Annotated in this window: 12 protein-coding genes; 1 reads left to right on the top strand and 11 read right to left on the bottom strand. The window is 57.2% G+C overall.

What is annotated here, in order from left to right; all coding sequences use genetic code 11:
* Window positions 1-17 precede the first annotated feature (17 nt).
* From ldtD to cmoM, 5 genes are all read right to left on the bottom strand, one after another.
* Window positions 18-1,841: a L,D-transpeptidase gene (ldtD, locus tag M8013_RS19535; RefSeq protein ID WP_271269434.1), complete on the bottom strand. Its 1,824-nt coding sequence runs from the start codon at window positions 1,839-1,841 to the stop codon at window positions 18-20.
* Window positions 1,842-2,024: 183 nt separating this feature from the next.
* The gene (gene mukB / locus M8013_RS19530) at window positions 2,025-6,473 is read right to left on the bottom strand and encodes a chromosome partition protein MukB (protein ID WP_271269433.1); all 4,449 of its coding nucleotides are present in this window, start codon (window positions 6,471-6,473) and stop codon (window positions 2,025-2,027) included.
* The gene (gene mukE / locus M8013_RS19525; RefSeq protein WP_271269432.1) at window positions 6,473-7,177 is read right to left on the bottom strand and encodes a chromosome partition protein MukE; all 705 of its coding nucleotides are present in this window, start codon (window positions 7,175-7,177) and stop codon (window positions 6,473-6,475) included. The genes mukB and mukE overlap by 1 nt, the downstream gene beginning before the upstream one ends.
* Window positions 7,158-8,480: a chromosome partition protein MukF gene (mukF, locus tag M8013_RS19520; protein WP_271269431.1), complete on the bottom strand. Its 1,323-nt coding sequence runs from the start codon at window positions 8,478-8,480 to the stop codon at window positions 7,158-7,160. Before mukF ends, mukE begins: the two co-directional genes overlap by 20 nt.
* Before the next feature lie 3 nt (window positions 8,481-8,483).
* Window positions 8,484-9,257 carry a tRNA uridine 5-oxyacetic acid(34) methyltransferase CmoM gene (gene cmoM / locus M8013_RS19515; RefSeq protein WP_271269430.1) on the bottom strand — a complete coding sequence of 258 codons (774 nt, stop codon included), beginning with the start codon at window positions 9,255-9,257 and terminating at the stop codon, window positions 8,484-8,486.
* Window positions 9,258-9,381: 124 nt separating this feature from the next.
* Between cmoM and elyC the strand changes: the two genes are divergently transcribed.
* Complete coding sequence (gene elyC / locus M8013_RS19510; RefSeq protein ID WP_271269429.1) at window positions 9,382-10,161, top strand: envelope biogenesis factor ElyC; 780 nt, start codon at window positions 9,382-9,384, stop codon at window positions 10,159-10,161.
* On the opposite strand, the gene M8013_RS19505 is transcribed toward elyC, so the two are convergent.
* From M8013_RS19505 to msbA, 6 genes are all read right to left on the bottom strand, one after another.
* Window positions 10,138-11,031 (bottom strand): YcbJ family phosphotransferase, encoded by an 894-nt coding sequence (locus tag M8013_RS19505; RefSeq protein WP_271269428.1) that lies wholly within the window; start codon window positions 11,029-11,031, stop codon window positions 10,138-10,140. The genes elyC and M8013_RS19505 overlap by 24 nt on opposite strands.
* Window positions 11,032-11,157: 126 nt before the next feature.
* On the bottom strand, window positions 11,158-11,904 hold the full coding sequence (gene kdsB / locus M8013_RS19500) for a 3-deoxy-manno-octulosonate cytidylyltransferase (protein ID WP_271269427.1): 747 nt from the start codon (window positions 11,902-11,904) through the stop codon (window positions 11,158-11,160).
* Window positions 11,901-12,083: a protein YcaR gene (ycaR, locus tag M8013_RS19495; protein ID WP_271269426.1), complete on the bottom strand. Its 183-nt coding sequence runs from the start codon at window positions 12,081-12,083 to the stop codon at window positions 11,901-11,903. The genes kdsB and ycaR overlap by 4 nt, the downstream gene beginning before the upstream one ends.
* Before the next feature lie 45 nt (window positions 12,084-12,128).
* Window positions 12,129-13,358, bottom strand: a complete 1,230-nt coding sequence (locus M8013_RS19490) for a winged helix-turn-helix domain-containing protein (protein WP_271269425.1) — start codon at window positions 13,356-13,358, stop codon at window positions 12,129-12,131.
* 15 nt (window positions 13,359-13,373) lie between these two features.
* On the bottom strand, window positions 13,374-14,378 hold the full coding sequence (lpxK, locus tag M8013_RS19485) for a tetraacyldisaccharide 4'-kinase (protein ID WP_271269424.1): 1,005 nt from the start codon (window positions 14,376-14,378) through the stop codon (window positions 13,374-13,376).
* Window positions 14,375-16,123, bottom strand: a complete 1,749-nt coding sequence (gene msbA, locus M8013_RS19480; protein WP_271269423.1) for a lipid A ABC transporter ATP-binding protein/permease MsbA — start codon at window positions 16,121-16,123, stop codon at window positions 14,375-14,377. Before msbA ends, lpxK begins: the two co-directional genes overlap by 4 nt.

The raw sequence follows: 16,123 nt of genomic DNA, 5'->3' as shown, positions 1-16,123 counted from the left end.
TTCCAGAACTGCTTCATTTACCTGATCAATTGCTCGGCTTTCGCCAGGATTTGTGCGCCCGATCGCGCAGTCTCATCGTAATTGTAAATATCTGTACGATACTGCGTCCGTCCATCCTCACCCACAAACGCGGTGAGATAGTACAGATTAACCGGAATGTTATGGCGGATATTCACATATCGCGTATCGCCCTGCTTAAGGGCATCGGAAATACGTGTGTCATTCCAGCCCGCATCCTGTAATAACATATTCGCCAGTTCAGACGCCTTATTCACACGCACGCAGCCGGAGCTAAGTGCGCGACCATCCTTCTGGAACAGGTTGTGGTTAGGCGTATCGTGCAGATAGATTGCGTCAGAGCTTGGCATATTAAATTTGTAGCGACCCAGCGAGTTATGCGCACCTGGCGCCTGCTGGAAGCGGAACGGTAAATTGGATGGCGTGATGGTCGCCCAGTCTACACGCCAGGGGTCAATCGCCTCTTTGCTGTTCCAGCCCCGCAGCACCGTATAGTTGTGACGTTCCAGATAACCCGGATCGTCCCACACCTTAGGCAGGATATCTTTACGGGCCAGAGTTGGCGGTACGTTCCACGGCGGATTGACCACCACGTTATTCAGCGCGCTGCTCATCATCGGCGTTTTGCGATCCGGACGCCCGACGATCACCCTTGAAGCCAATACTTCGCTGCCATTCTGGTAATAGACCAGCGAAAAGGCCGGAATATTGACCATAATACCGGTGGAGAGCGTTCCCGGCAGCAGGCGCAGACGCTGGATATTCAGCGCCAGTACCCCGGCACGCTGTCCTGGCGTCACATTCAGCCAGTCTCGCGTCGACTGGCCAATGACGCCATCGGCGGCCAGCCCCTGGGTGGTCTGGAAGGCTTTGACGGCATCAACCAGCCCACGTTCATACGCCGCCGGTTTACCGACGACAGATTTTGCTTTCTTCTCAACAGCAGGTGCCGACGGGCTGACCACCACGCTCTGCGGATCGTCACCCGGCAGGGCAATTTTTGGCCCGCCGTCCAGCACGCCGGAGCGTTTCAGGATCTCCCGCAGCGCAGGAACATCACTGCTCCACTGACCCGGGCGCAAAGTCGCGGTTCCCTGCATCTGTGGCCAGGGTTGGGTATCAGCCACCAGCGTCAGCATCGACTGATGCATGGCAGGATACTGCGGATGTGCAGGCGCAAGGCTCGCAACAAAACGCGGCACCGTGCCGTTGTCGAGCGCCAGCTGCCACTGGTTAATGACCGACAGCGGCGGCGTGGCCAGCTTGTACGGCTTATTGCTGTAGAGCCAGCGGTTGCCGTTAACCGGGATCCCGGCCACGAACTGCAGGTAACCCATCATCGCATCAGACAGGATCACATCACGCGCCATCCCGCTCACCTCAGGCTGGGTCAGCAGTTCAACCCAGGCGGTGAATTGCGGCTGAAAGCCTGCAATGGCGACTTCGGCCAGCTGCTGCTGAAACGCGCGCACGGCATCGCGATCCTCCCACATGGGTTTCATGTCGCGGGCGGCATACAGCAGCGTAAGTTGATTAAGATAAGCCGGCGTGTACCCCGCAGGCAGCGCTGACAGCAACTGCTGGCGGCGTTGTTCGGCGTTGACATCGGCAGGCAGCGGTAGAATACCGGCCATCATGGCGGTTGCTGGCGATTGAGCCAGCGGTTGCGACAGCGCCGTAGGCTGTTCGCCCACACTGGCAGAACCGTCAATCGGCACCAGCTCGGGCTCATCTGCCTGCGCACTAAACAGTGGAGCAACAATCGCGGCCAGGCATAAACTCAGCACTGACAGCTGACGACCATACATTTTATTTAGCAACATCCCTTGCCCCCTGTTTGCTATTTGTCGCGCCCTTATCATCCGGGGCTTCTCTTCAGTATAGAAAGTAAGGCAAGCGGTAGCGTTACCTTATATAAAGAATTTTAAAGTTAACGCAGCCGCACGTACACGTTCAAGAGATAAAAAAAGCGGCACAACGGCCGCTTTTGCTATTTTTCAGATTCCTCAGGAGGCATCAGCCGTTCCGGGAAAGGATTCTGGCGGCTGTGGCGCAAATCCGCGCAGCCCGACAACGTGAACATGCTCGCTATTCTGGTACACCTTACGCACCAGCTTATAGGTCGTCCCTTTTTCAGGGCTGATGTTTTCCGGTGCCGCAATGATGAGCTGCATATCCAGACGATCGCACAGCTCAAACAGCGTGGCGATAGATCGGGCATCAAGACGCGCCGCTTCGTCGAGGAACAGCAGACGGCATGGCGAAATGTCTTTGCCACGCAGACGGCGGGATTCGTCTTCCCAGCTCTGCACCACCATCACCAGAATCGACATCCCGGTACCGATCGCTTCACCGGTCGACAGCGCGCCGGATTCCGCACGCAACCAGCCGTCGGAACCCCGGTTAACTTCGACTTCCATCTCGAGATAGTTGCGGTAGTCCAGCAGCTCTTCGCCGATGGTTTGCGGCGTACGCTGCCCCATGTCGATCTGCGGATTCAGACGCTGATACAGCTTCGCCAGCGCTTCCGAGAAGGTCAGGCGATTGCTGTTAAACAGATCCTGATGCTGTTCGTGCTGCTCTGCCAGCACATCCAGCAGGGTGGCGTGGGCTTCACGGACATTGACGTTCAGGCGCACGCTGTTGACCTGACCGAATGACACGTTCTGCAAGCCCTGGTTGAGCTGGCGGATACGGTTCTGTTCGCGCTGAATGGTCTTACGGATAATATTGGCCACGCTGCGGGAGCTGATCGCCAGCTTCTGCTCACGGGAGGTTAACTCTTCCGTCAGACGGCCCAGCTCAATCTCCATCTGCTCGATGGCTTCGACCGGGTCGTCGGTGCGAATAATATCCTGACGAATACGTTCCCGCAGATGCTGATACACCGCCACGAAGAACTGAATTTTGCGCTCAGGACGTTTGGGATCTTCCGACACCCGCAGTACATCGCGCAGATGTTCGTTATCCGCCACCGCCAGACGCAGCGCACCCAGCGCCTTATCCGACATCGAACGCAGTTCATCGCCGGAGAGGTAGGCCAGCTCGCGACGATGCAGACGACGCTCAACGCCGTTATCTTTCACCATCCGCATCACTGCACACCAGCCCGCTTTGGCGGTAACAACCTGCTCGCGCTTCTCGTGGTAATCGCGTTCCAGCTTGCGCAGGCGACGGGTCAGGTTATCCATCTCCGCTTCGCAGAAGGTCAGCGCTTTTTCCAGCTGATTACGGCGCGCACGGTTGTTGCTGAGCTGGGCATGCAGTTCGTCACGACGAATGCGCGCCCGCTCTTCTGCCCCGCTGTCGGCACGCACGCCGATATCCTGCAGCTCTTTATGCAGGTCGGTTAGCAGCTCTTTCTTGGTGTCGTACGAGCTCTTCAGCGACGCCTGCACCTGATTGTACTGGCCGAGCTGCGCGGCATGGCTGCGCAGCATTTCACGGGCGCGGGTCCGTTCCATCTCCGCCTGTTCCAGGCGCTGGCGCAGTTTTTCGTTCAGATCGCTGTTGCCGTTAAGCATTTCTGCCGAATCGGAATAGCTAAAGTGCACGCGACGCTGGGCAACTTCCGTCAGGGCAAACGCCTGCTGACGCGCTTCACGCTGCACCTGCTGCGACCAGGCATAATCTTCTTTCAGCTGTTCAAACTGCTCCGGGTCGCTTTGCAGGACCGAAAGCAGCGGCTCGAGTTTCGCCAGCTGATTGCCATGCTGCTGAACAAAGCGTGCGGCTTCCTGCGCTTCATCCAGACGTTCCTGAATTTCATCGACGCGATCGGCGAGCGTGTCATCCGCCAGCAGATTGAGGCGCGGCAGAATGCGGTTAAGCGCCGACACGCCCTCTTTTGCCTGCTCGAACTGCACGCGGCTCTGCTGGTTGTCGTTCTCGTGATTCGAGAGCGCACGTTCCAGTTCGCCACGGCGAGTGGTGAGCTGGCGGATCTCTGCTTCCGGGTCAGCATCAAAGGCCACGGACAGATGGCTGCCAATAAAGCGGCTGAACGCCTGATGCAGACGCTGGGTTTTTTGCACGTCAAACGACAGCGTGGCAAAGCGCTCAGACAGGGATTCACGCTCGGTATGCAGACTTTCGATGCGGCTCTCACGCGCGGCGCGGCCAAACAGCGGCAGCGTCGGGAAGCGCGAGTAACGCCACTGACGATCGGCAATCTTCACCACCACCGCTTTTTCCAGCTCGTCGACGCCGAAAACGCTGTCATCGAACGACTGCGGATCGCCTTCGATCAGGTAGAGATCTTCCGGGCAATCTTCCAGCCCGGCGAGCTGGTCGGCAATCAGTGACAGATCCGGGACCACGATCGCATGGCGCGACGGGCCGTACAGCGCGGAGTAGTACGGCGCATCTTCAAGGCTGACATCGTCATAAATTTCTGACAGCAACACGCCGCCAAAGCGTTCAGCCAGGGTATTCAGGCGTGCGTCTTCCGCACCGCCCGGCTGGCTTAAGCGTTCAATTTCTTCGTCGACGGCCCGTTTACGGGCGCCCACTTCATCACGTTCAACAATCGCTTCGCGCTCGCGCTCCAGCAACTGCTGCAGATATTCCGTGACGTCCTGGCTGGATTCAAACTCTTCGCCGCACTGCTCGCTGAGCTGGCTAAGGCTGCTTTGTGCCGCCAGCCAGACAGGCGCGCGTTTCATCAGGGTCTGAACACGCGACTGCAGCTGTTCCAGCTCCTGACGCAGCTGCATGCGCTGCTCGCTGGCACTGGAGACGCTGTCAGAGAGCGAGGCGATACGCGCTTCCAGCTCCTGATGCAGGGCTTCCAGATCGTCGATATCAACCCGTTTGCCGTGGCGTTTACAGAACTCCGCCAGTAAGCGTTCAGCTTCCTGCTGTTCGCGCAGACGCTGTTCCAGTTCGTTCAGACGCATGCGCAGCGGCTGGACCTGCTCCGCCTGATGGCGCTGGTTAACGCCGTCACGTAGCAGTTCGCGCGCCACGCCCCACGCTTCAGCACGCGCCAGCGGGCCGTTAATCGCCGCCACCAGCTGGTATGCCTGCTCAAACTGGCTGTGCGCACTTTGCGCCACGCTCATTTTCTGATCGAGATTCAGCAGTTTTTCGGTGGCTTCTTGCTCTTTGGCCTGGAAGGTTTCCAGCCACTCATCGGCGCTTTCCGGGGTTAAATCCGGCAGATGACACAGCTCTTTCGCACGGTTTAACGCCTGCAGCGCTTGGGTGTACTGAATGGCGCGAGTTTGCTGGACGTCCAGCGCCTGCTGGTAGTCGGCAAGCTGGCTTTTCAGCTCATCCACTTCCAGCTCGGTGGCTTCGGCACGGGCCTCGTTCTCTTCCTGCTTATCGGTGGCTTCGGCCACCACTTCGTTCTGCTCTTCCAGACGAATTTGCAGTTCATCGAGATCCGCTTCATAGCGCTCAATTTTTTCCTGCTGACGCAGGGCGGTTTGCACCAGGTTCAGGTGATCGCTGGCGGCCTGATAATCGGCCTCCAGATCCCCTTCAGCACCGTTTTGCTCACCCAGCTCGCGCGCCATCTCAACGTGCTTATACTGCTCAGATGACAGCTGCTGGCGTGAGGTAAACAGCTCGCGGCGATACTCCAGCGACTGATCGAGATGGATACGTCGCTCATTGGCGTGGCGCATATAGTCCGCCGCCACGTAGTTGGTCGCTTCGCTGATCAGGTGTTTAAACAGATCGCGATCGGACTGGGTCACGCGAATCGCTTCCAGCGTCATGCGGTTTTCGCGCAGCGCGGCTTCCATATCCTGGAAGGCCTTACGCACGCCGCTGTTCTCCGGCAACAGATAGTCGCGCAGAGAACGGGTGATTGCGCTGGAGATCCCGCCGTACAGCGAGGCCTCAATCAGACGATAGTATTTACTGCGATCCGACGCGGAACGCAGACGTCGTGCCACCACGCCCAGATCGAACATCAGCGAGTGGTAATCGGTAATAGAGTTGAACTGCTTGAACTGCACGCCTTCGATGCCTTCCAGTTTTTCTTTCAATTCCTGGAGAGTCAACACGCGCGCCTGGCGATCGTTCAGGGTTTCCGTTAACAGCGAGGTCGGCTGTACGGAGGTCGGCAGGCCCTGAATGGCGAACGGTTTGATGTCCACTTTACGATCGCGCCCGGCAATCTGCTGTAAGCGCACACCAACGACCACGCGCTGATGACGGGAGTTGATCACGTCCAGCACGGAATAACAGACCCCGGCTTTCAGCTTGCCGTGCAGACCTTTGTCGCGCGAGCCGCTTGTGGCACCCGCTTCGGTGGTGTTACGAAAGTGCAGCAGCGTCAAATCGGGGATCAGCGCCGTGACGAACGCCGCCATGGTGGTGGACTTCCCTGCCCCGTTACCGCCCGAGAGCGTGGTGACCAGCTCATCAAGATCGAAGGTGCGGGCAAAGAAACCGTTCCAGTTAATCAGCGTCAGTGAGCGAAATTTACCGCGTTCAATCATTATTCTTCCTCCCCGCTATCCGGCTGATTGTCTTCATGCTCGTCATTGAGCTGCAAATTGTTTTCTACCGGCATCGCTTCGCCATCACGGATCATCCGCAGCTGGGCTTCACGCGCATCATCGCCAGCACGCACGTCGGCGCCAAAGCGGAAGACGGATTCAGTGATACGGAATTTGCTGCTGTCGTGACCCATAAACCAGACCATCCCCAGACGGCGCAGGCGGTTCAGTGAAGAGCGAACTTTATCCTGCAGCTTCTGGCGATCCACGTCTGAACCGGTGGAGCGGTTATTCACCAGCTTCAGCAGTTTGCTTTCATCCGCCAGCGATAGCAGCTCATCGTACAGCTCCTGCTGGGTGAAGATGCCTTCATTAGCCAGACGTTCGGGGCTGAGATACAGGTAGCACAGGATCTTACCGACCATCATATCCAGCTCAGAAAGCACCGAGCGCGGAATAAGCGTGGTGGAGCGCGGACGCAGGTAGAAGAAGCCTTCCGGGGCGCGGATCAGCTCCACGTTATAGCGGGCATAAAACTCTTCCAGGTATTCCTGAAAATCCATCAAAAAAGCGTGATTATCCAGCTCGTCGAGACTGACATGACGACCGGCACGCAGCTGGCTGTCCAGCGCCGGAAAGATCGGATTTGCCAGCGCCTGGGCCAGCTTAACGGGCATCACGTGTTCAATATTTGTCAATGACATGCGCCTGTACCTTGGCTCCGTAATCGTTAATCGGCTGCCATTGCGGCGGCAGGCCGGAGAAATCTGCTTGCGCGACGCCCAGGCGTACCGCCTGATCGACCACAATGCGGGCGATATCGAAATGTCGCGCGCGCGGGTATTGCGCGAGGTAGTCGCGTACCACAAGGCCGAGATCGAGCGGTGTCTGATGGGCTTTATACACCGCCAGTTGCGCCTCGATCATCGCGGCGAGCTGTTCCCGAATCTCGTTAAATTCTTCATATTCCAGGTCTTCCGGCAGTTCACCGGTCACCTCTTCGTCACGCAGGCTCATCTCTTCGTCACGCATATCGAGCAGACGGTCGGCACTGGCGTAGGTCAGCGCCCACGGCGCATCGAAGTAGGTCTGGACAGACTGGCGTAAACGCTGCGCAAACACGCGGTTCTTATCCATATCGATCGCGGTACGGATAAACTTGTGCACGTGGCGGTCGTAACCGATCCACAGATCGATCGCCTGCTGCCCCCAACTGATAATACGGTCGAGTTTGCTTTGCAGATCGAACACCAGACGGTCAACGAAATGCAGGTCGTCGTGGCTCAAGGTCGCATCCTGAATACGCAGCAGATTAGCCTGCAGCTTATCGCCTGCAGCTTCCAGCGTATCCTGCAGTTCACGCAGTGTTCCGGATGTTTCTGATAACAGCATTTCACAGCTGGAAATCGCTGCGCGCCAGTCTTTGTTCAACAGCTGGCCGATATCATCTTTCACCAGCTGTTGCTGCTCATCCATGATGCGCTGAGTCAGATCGATACTGTCGAAAATTTCGGCCACCGAGTACTTCAATGGCGCATAGACGTTGCGATGCCAGTGGAATTCGTCGCCGCCTTCATCTGCGGCATCGGCCGCACGCTTTAGCTCGCCCGCCACAATCGAGAGCTGCATTGAGAGGCGCAGCGTCGAGAATTCACGCTGGCGAATGTAATAGTCGGTGATCCCGATACCGAGCGGCGTCAGGCGATAGATGGCATTCCCTTCCGCCAGTTCGCTGGTAAAGCGGTTCAGCAGACGTTGACGCACCATATCGTTGATCGCGTTATTGGCACGCACGTTAATGGTTTCGCTGGTTTGCTCAAACGCATCACTGACATGGCGGAACGCATCCACCAGTTCGCCCTCGCTCATTTCTCCATCCAGCCGTTCGCCGTTCAGCGTGGCAACCGCCAGCAGAAAAGAGAGTCTGTCTACCGGCAGTGAGAGGGAGAAATCGTTTTTTCGGGCCCAGGCAACCAGTTCGGGGACTGTCTGGGAAAATTCACTCATAGGTTATCCTTGCGGCTTTTGCGCGGTGACGTGTATATAACGGCCAAGGCTGATATACGGCTCCTGGCGGCAATACCGCGTTTCTATTTCTGTCAGGGCATCCAGACAGTCATGCTGTTTTTGCTTATCACGCAGATAATCATGAAACACCCTTATGCCGGTTTTCCCGGTAATCTGCCAGCCGATCGCCTCCAGCCAGCCATAGACTTGCTGAGGATCGCGCGGAAAGTCCGGTGAAAGCGTGCGCCGTTTCTTTTTATACATACCCTGCTGCACATAACCAAAATTACCCACCAGCACGTTACGCATCAGCAGGCCGTTAGCATTGTAGAACATCAGCGACAGCGCGCCGCCGGGGCACAGTATTGACCACAGCGTCTGCAACAGCGCCTGCGGATCGGCCACCCACTCCAGCACCGCATGAGACAATATCAGATCAACCGGGCTTTCCAAATGTTGGGCGATGTCCTGAGCGGCGCAATGTATAAATTGCATGTTATCGCTCACACCTTTTTCTACCGCAGCCTGTTCTGCCCGGACGATCATCTCTGCCGACAGGTCGCACAGAATGACATGATGACCGAGCTGGGCCATTTTTATCGCCGTTTGACCTTCACCGCCTCCGGCATCGAGCACGCGCAGTTTTTGCGTCCCGAAGCGGGCGAGCAGGATATCCAAATCCTGCCAGAGGATCGTCTGACGCAGCTGCCCCTTGGTCGTGCCATAGATGTTGCGGGAAAACTTTTCCGCGATGTCATCAAAATTGCGATCCCGCATTGGGAGAGCTCCAGCCACTTACGGCAAAACCGCTATTTTGTCACAGCCGGGCGGAGAATGAACCTCTCTGGTGTAATATCGCGAGTATTCGTCAGCTGTATGCTCAAAAAAGGAACCAGGAAGGATGCTTTTTACCCTAAAAAAATATATTGGCGGCATGATGCTGCCTCTCCCTCTCCTGCTGCTGTTTATCGCGCTGGGCCTGGGGTTGCTTTGGTTCAGCCGCTTTCAGAAAACCGGTAGAATCATCACCAGCGCAGGCTGGCTGATACTGCTGTTGCTGAGCCTGCAACCGGTCGCCGACGGGTTGTTGCGCCCGATTGAAGATAAGTACCCGACCTGGCAGGGAAATCAGAAGGTGGCGTACATTGTGGTGCTTGGCGGGGGCTATACCTGGGATCCGCAGTGGGCGCCAAGCTCAAACCTGATTAACAACAGCCTGCCGCGTCTCAATGAAGGCATCCGGCTGTGGCTCGCCAATCCGGGGTCGAAGATGATCTTCACGGGTGCGGCGGCAAAAACCAATCCGGTGAGTACCGCAGAAGCCGGGGCGCGCGTGGCCCAGTCGCTGGGGGTTCCGCCTGAGGTGATCATTACCCTCGACAGCCCAAAAGATACCGAAGAGGAAGCCGCAGCGGTGAAGCAGGCCATTGGTGACGCGCCGTTCCTGTTGGTGACATCGGCCTCACATCTGCCGCGGGCGATGATCTTCTTTGAGCAGGCAGGCTTACACCCGTTACCTGCGCCCGCCAATCAGCTGGCCATCACCGCGCCGCTCAACCCCTGGGAACGGATTATTCCGTCCCCGGTATGGCTGATGCACAGCGATCGCGTGGGGTACGAGACGCTCGGACGCGTCTGGCAGTGGCTGAAAGGCCCCTCAGACGAGCCAGGGGAGCAGTGATTTCGACGCCAGATCGAAGTTGGCCCGGTTAAAACGCCCGGTATTCACTAACTGGGCCACTTCATCCCACAGCAGGTATAGCCAGCGCCGCCAGAGGAACGATTCTGAAACCGGCGCGCGCTGTAAATAGTGCCAGAGCAAATCCTCCGCCAGTCCACTCTCACTCAGGCGAAACAGTTCATACTCACGCGGGGCCCATAACATCACCCCTGGGCCCACCATCGCCAGCAGCTGATCGCTACGCGGATCTTTGAGCATACTGCGTAAGGTGAAGCTGCCGTGGATCAGCACGCTGTTATCGTTAAACCCCTCGAACAACGCGGGCAGGCACTCTCGGGTGCGAAACAGGATCCGTTTGTCCTGCATGGTCAGGCCAGTATTGCGGTACTGATTGAGGGTTCCCCACAGCACTTCCACTCGCTGGCGATACCAGAGCGGCCAGAGATTCTCCTGGGTGTTATCCACGGCCCCCACCAGCCCACCGCTGTCCATCCGATGCCAGGCCAGCAGAGACTCGACAATCTGATCTTTTAGCTGCGCCCAGCGATCCGGGGTGCGCGCCGGCGCTTCAACTGAGACGCCGCGCAGGCGCTCAATCAGCAACACGTCAGGACCGGGATGCTCTTCATGAGTCATCACACCGTACACGGTTGGCATTCTTACCGTGCCGCTACGGGCAAGCATCGAGATTTTCCACGCCAGCTGTCGGGCAACATCCGGTGTCGAGAAGCTTCGCGCCAGCAGCGGCATGGGGTTTCCCTGACTGTCGTATAACGACCACAGCGTGGTATCGGCCTTTTCATGCACACATTCCACACGGCTCAGTTTTTCGCCCAGCAGATGGCTGAGCTCGACTCGCAGCTGTTCCATTTGACATTACCCCCATTAAGAATGCTGTTTTTATAATGAGCGTCTGGCAGGCGGATGTCACTCTTATGAGACGAATCTGTATGAGATAGGCAAAAAAAATCCCCTCAGCGGAGGGGATAGCGGGGATTAGCGAAGCTCAGCGCGAACGCGCTCAAGATCTTCTGGCGTATCAACGCCCGTGCCCGGCACCTGCTGCGCCACGGCGACGTGAATTTTCTCGCCATACCACAGCACGCGAAGCTGCTCGAGCATTTCGATATTTTCCAGCGGGCTTGGCTGCCAGGTCACGTAACGGCGAATAAAGCCGGCACGGTAGCCGTAAATACCCAGATGGCGCAGGATATTATCGCCGATGTTCTCCCGGGACGCGGCAAAACGATCGCGATCCCACGGGATGGTGGCGCGCGAGAAATAAAGCGCATAGCCTTCGGCATCCAGCACCACTTTTACCGCGTTGGGGTTAAATGCCTCTTCTGCACTGTGAATCGGCACCGCCAGCGTTGCCATGCCCACCTGACGCTGGGCCAGGTTTTCAGCTACCTGGCGAATGATAACCGCCGGGATCATCGGCTCATCGCCCTGCACGTTAACAATTACGGTGTCGTCGCTAAAGCCGCATTTTTCTACCACTTCCGCCAGACGTTCGGTGCCGGACTGGTGATCGGCGCGGGTCATACAGACTTCACCGCCAGCGGCTTCGACTGCACGGGCAACCTCTTCATAATCGGTCGCGACAATCACCCGATCGGCACCTGACTCACGCGCACGTTCAAGGACATGCACAATCATCGGCTTACCGTTGATATCCACCAACGGTTTGCCCGGCAAACGGGTGGACGCGTAGCGCGCGGGAATAATGACCACAAAACTCATGGTTTGCTCTCTTCTGGGGCCAGCGAGCGGGCTTCAGTTTCCAGCAGAACGGGGATCCCTTCACGCAGTGGAAAGGCCAGGCTGTCCAGTTTGCAGATCAGTTCCTGCTTATCCTGGCTGTAGTAGAGTTTGCCGTTGCACACCGGGCAGGCAATAATTTCAAGTAAACGGTGATCCATAGTTCCTCCGTACAAATAATGATTCAAGTTTACCATATTCCTTTTTCAGGCCGCGCCTATTTCCCAGCCCTGTCGACAGGTGGCGAAAAGTGCGTCAGGAAGATGTCCCAGGCGGATCTGTGCTGCCCCCTGCCAGCCCGCAAAATCGCTTATCGCGCTGTAGAGCCCTTTTTCCAGCCCGGCGCTGACCTTCACACCCTCTTCCAGGTACAAGGCAATAATTTCCAGCTCGCCATTTTTGCGGTGCATTTTGGCATCCATTCTTCCTACCAACTGACCTTTATGCAGCAGCGGCAGGACGAAATAACCGTACTGACGCTTCGGTGCCGGGGTGTAGCATTCCAGCCGATAGCTGAAGTTAAACAGCTGCTCCGCACGCTTGCGATCCCAGACCACCGGATCAAACGGCGAGAGCACCGCGCTGTGGCTGGCGGTGAGTTTGCCTTCCTGCGCCTCTGCCAGCAGCACAAGCAGATCGGTATGCAGCCACATCTCACCCAGGGTCTCGACCTCAACGCGAACCACCCGCTGCTGCGTCTGCCAGCGCTCAAGCAGCACTGCCAACGCAGGCTGACGTAAGCGGTAATAATCGGCTAACCACTGCGGGCGGAAAATGCCCAGACTGCGGGCGCTGTTTTCCAGCATCATCTCTTCTGCCGCCGCCTGGGTCAGCGTATCCAGGCTGTCGTCCCATTCAGGCATGACCCGGTGCGTGAGATCGTAAACGCGCTGAAAATTACGCCGTTCGACGACCATCACTTTACCGGCGGTAAAAAGCCCTTCGAGGTGGCGTTTATGCGGCTTCCATTCCCACCAGCCGCTGGTCCCTTTTTGAGGATGGGCAAAATCGGCGGAACGGACAGGGCCATGGTGCTGGATATGCGCGATCAGTCGATCAATCTCCACCGCATGTTCCTGCATCCACGCCTGGCGGTATTTCCAGCCCATGTTATCCGGGGAGAGCATTCTGTGGCGCACCAGCGCAAAATCGCTGCGCGGCAGGAAGCAGGCTTCGTGCGCCCAGTATTCCATCAGTTCCCCGTGGCGAAGGGCATTATCCAGCCACTCGGGCTGATAGTGGCCAAGCCGGCTAAACAGCACCAGATACGGACTGCGGGCGACAATATTGATGGTGTCAATTTGCAGCAGCGACATGCGCTGGATGGTGGGAAGAATATCGGCGGGCCGGGCGCGGCGACGGGGCTTTTTTAACAGCCCCTGTGCGGCAAGATGGAGATGACGTGCGGCCTTAAGCGTGAGTTGCGGTAAAGCCATGCCTGTTCCTGTCAGTTAGTGCGCGGGGGAAACCTTATCGACCTGCCCCACCAGCGCAATCAGTTCCTGGAGGAGTATTTCTGGCTGTTCGCCCTGCAGTTGGGCGTCAACCGGCAGATACCACCAGCTCTCGCGGGCAAATGTCCGGCACTTCACCGCATCTTTTTCGGTCATGATCAGCGTCTGACCCGGCTCAGTTAATGCCGAAACCTGTTCCAGGCTCAGCGCCTGATGATCGGCCAGTGCAATCGTGTTAATTAGCCGGGCCCCACAGACTTCCAGCGTGCTAAAAAAGCGCGGTGGATGGCCAATACCGGCCATCGCCACCAGATTATTCAGTTGCGTAACGTCCCGGCGTTCGCCGGTCAGCAGATTGACGGCCTGCGATGGACGCAGCTGCATCGGGATTTCCCCCGGCTGCGCCGTGCCGCCGTTAACAATAATGGCATCGACGGAACGCAGACGGGCAGCGCGCTCACGCATGGGACCAGCAGGTAGCCACCAGCCATTGCCGAAGCGACGCACACCATCAATCACCACAATCTCTTTGTCCCGCGCCAGCGCGTAGTGCTGCAGGCCGTCATCAGTAATGACGATTTGCACCTGCGCCTGCGTCAACAACGCCTGTACCGCTTCGCTGCGCACGGGGGAAACTGCGACGGGCGCACCCGTGCGCTGAAAGATCAGTACCGGCTCGTCCCCCGCCTGTGCCGTGGTGGTATCCGCAGTTAGCAGCAGCGGATATTTATCCGCCTTACCGCCGTACCCGCGTGAGACCACTCCCACGCGAATTCCGCGCTTTTGCAACTGTTCTACCAGCCAAATCACCACCGGCGTTTTACCGTTACCGCCTGCGGTAAGATTACCCACCACCACGACCGGCACCGGTGCACGCCAGGCCCGCTTGATCCCCACTTTATAGCTGAGGCGGATCAAGCCGCTGACCAGGCCATACAGCCAGGAGAGCGGCAACAGCAGCAGCCAGAGCGGAGACTCACCGGACCAGATGCGGGCAATCATTCGCCAAACTGCATCTTATGAAGCTGCGCATATACACCGCGATGGGCCAGCAGATCCTCATGGCTGCCCCGTTCGACGATATAACCATCTTCCACCACCACAATTTCGTCGGCTTTTTCGATTGTCGACAGGCGGTGCGCAATGACCAGTGAAGTGCGGTTCTTTTGTAGTTCGTCCAGAGCGGATTGGATCGCACGTTCAGATTCGGTATCCAGCGCAGAGGTGGCTTCATCAAGGATCAGGATCGGGCTGTCACGCAGCAGTGCGCGCGCAATGGCGATACGCTGACGCTGACCGCCGGAAAGCAGCACGCCATTCTCACCCACCAGGGTGTCCAGGCCGTTATCCATCTTATTAATAAAGTCCATCGCATAGGCCATCCGCGCGGCATTTTCGATCTGCTCGCGGCTGTACTCTTCCGTACGGGCGTAGGCGATGTTATTGGCAACCGTATCATTGAACAGATGCACATTCTGAGACACCAGTGCGACCTGATTACGCAGCGACCGCAGGGAATATTCACGCAAGTCGTGTCCGTCGATCAGGATCTGACCTTCGTCAATGTCGTAGAAACGGGTGATCAGGCTGGCGATAGTGGATTTACCCGAGCCCGAACGGCCCACCAGCGCGACAGTTTTCCCTGCCGGAATGGTCAGGTTGATGTTGCGCAGCGCAGGGGTGTCGCGGCCAGGGTAGGTAAAGGTCACGTTGCGGAATTCGATATCACCGGTTGCACGCTCAATCACGCGTTTACCGTCATCTTTTTCCTGCTCGGAATCGAGGATCGCGAACAGCGTCTGGCAGGCTGCCATCCCACGCTGGAACTGGGCATTCACGTTGGTCAGCGACTTCAGCGGGCGCATCAGTGCGATCATGGACGAGAAGACGACGGTGATGGTACCGGCGGTTAAGGTTTCCATGACGCTTGGGAAGCTGGCAGCATAAAGCACAAACGCCAGCGCCAGGGAGGCGATAAGCTGAATGATCGGGTCAGAGATAGAAGAGGCTGAAACCAGCTTCATACCCTGCAGACGCATTTTGTTGCTGACCTTATCGAAGCGTTGAGTTTCAACTTCCTGGCCACCAAAAATCAGCACTTCTTTGTGCCCTTTCAGCATCTGCTCGGCGCTGGTGGTCACCTGCCCCATCGTATTCTGCATGTTCTTACTGATGTTACGAAAACGCCTGGAGACCACGCGAATAGCAATCGACACCACCGGGGCCAGCACGATAAGGATCAGCGACAGCTGCCAGCTGTACCAGAACATCAGAATGAACAGGCCAATGATGGAAGCCCCTTCACGTACCACGGTAATCAGCGCATTAGATGACGACGCAGCCACCTGCTCGGAATCGTAAGTAATACGCGACAGTAAGGTCCCGGTTGACTGCTTATCGAAGAAAGCGACAGGCATGCCCATCATATGGCTGAACAGGCGGCGACGAATAGTCATCACCACTTTGCCCGAAACCCAGGAGAGGCAATAGCTGGAAATGTAGCTGGTGATGCCGCGAACGACCATCAGACCAATAACCACCAGAGGCATCCAAAGCAATACCGAGCGATCCGTTTTACCAAAACCATCATCCAGTAACGGTTTGAGGAGCGATAACATGAAGGTATCGCTGGCTGCGTTCAGGACTAACGCTACGGCTGCCACGATAAGCCCCGTTCTGTAAGGAACAATCACCGGCCAGAGTCGCCGGAAGGTCTGCCACGTGGAAAGATCTTTGTCGTTATGCAT

This window comes from Silvania confinis (assembly GCF_025564085.1).
GTDB lineage: Bacteria > Pseudomonadota > Gammaproteobacteria > Enterobacterales > Enterobacteriaceae > Enterobacter > Enterobacter confinis.
This window is presented reverse-complemented; position numbering and strand designations above follow the sequence as displayed.

Excerpts from the sequence above, each read along its gene's own strand:
- ldtD (WP_271269434.1), bottom strand. The coding sequence starts at position 1,841 with ATGTTGCTAAATAAAATGTATGGTCGTCAGCTGTCAGTGCTGAGTTTA.
- mukB (WP_271269433.1), bottom strand. The coding sequence starts at position 6,473 with ATGATTGAACGCGGTAAATTTCGCTCACTGACGCTGATTAACTGGAAC.
- mukE (WP_271269432.1), bottom strand. The coding sequence starts at position 7,177 with ATGTCATTGACAAATATTGAACACGTGATGCCCGTTAAGCTGGCCCAG.
- mukF (WP_271269431.1), bottom strand. The coding sequence starts at position 8,480 with ATGAGTGAATTTTCCCAGACAGTCCCCGAACTGGTTGCCTGGGCCCGA.
- cmoM (WP_271269430.1), bottom strand. The coding sequence starts at position 9,257 with ATGCGGGATCGCAATTTTGATGACATCGCGGAAAAGTTTTCCCGCAAC.
- elyC (WP_271269429.1), top strand. The coding sequence starts at position 9,382 with ATGCTTTTTACCCTAAAAAAATATATTGGCGGCATGATGCTGCCTCTC.
- M8013_RS19505 (WP_271269428.1), bottom strand. The coding sequence starts at position 11,031 with ATGGAACAGCTGCGAGTCGAGCTCAGCCATCTGCTGGGCGAAAAACTG.
- kdsB (WP_271269427.1), bottom strand. The coding sequence starts at position 11,904 with ATGAGTTTTGTGGTCATTATTCCCGCGCGCTACGCGTCCACCCGTTTG.
- ycaR (WP_271269426.1), bottom strand. The coding sequence starts at position 12,083 with ATGGATCACCGTTTACTTGAAATTATTGCCTGCCCGGTGTGCAACGGC.
- M8013_RS19490 (WP_271269425.1), bottom strand. The coding sequence starts at position 13,358 with ATGGCTTTACCGCAACTCACGCTTAAGGCCGCACGTCATCTCCATCTT.
- lpxK (WP_271269424.1), bottom strand. The coding sequence starts at position 14,378 with ATGATTGCCCGCATCTGGTCCGGTGAGTCTCCGCTCTGGCTGCTGCTG.
- msbA (WP_271269423.1), bottom strand. The coding sequence starts at position 16,123 with ATGCATAACGACAAAGATCTTTCCACGTGGCAGACCTTCCGGCGACTC.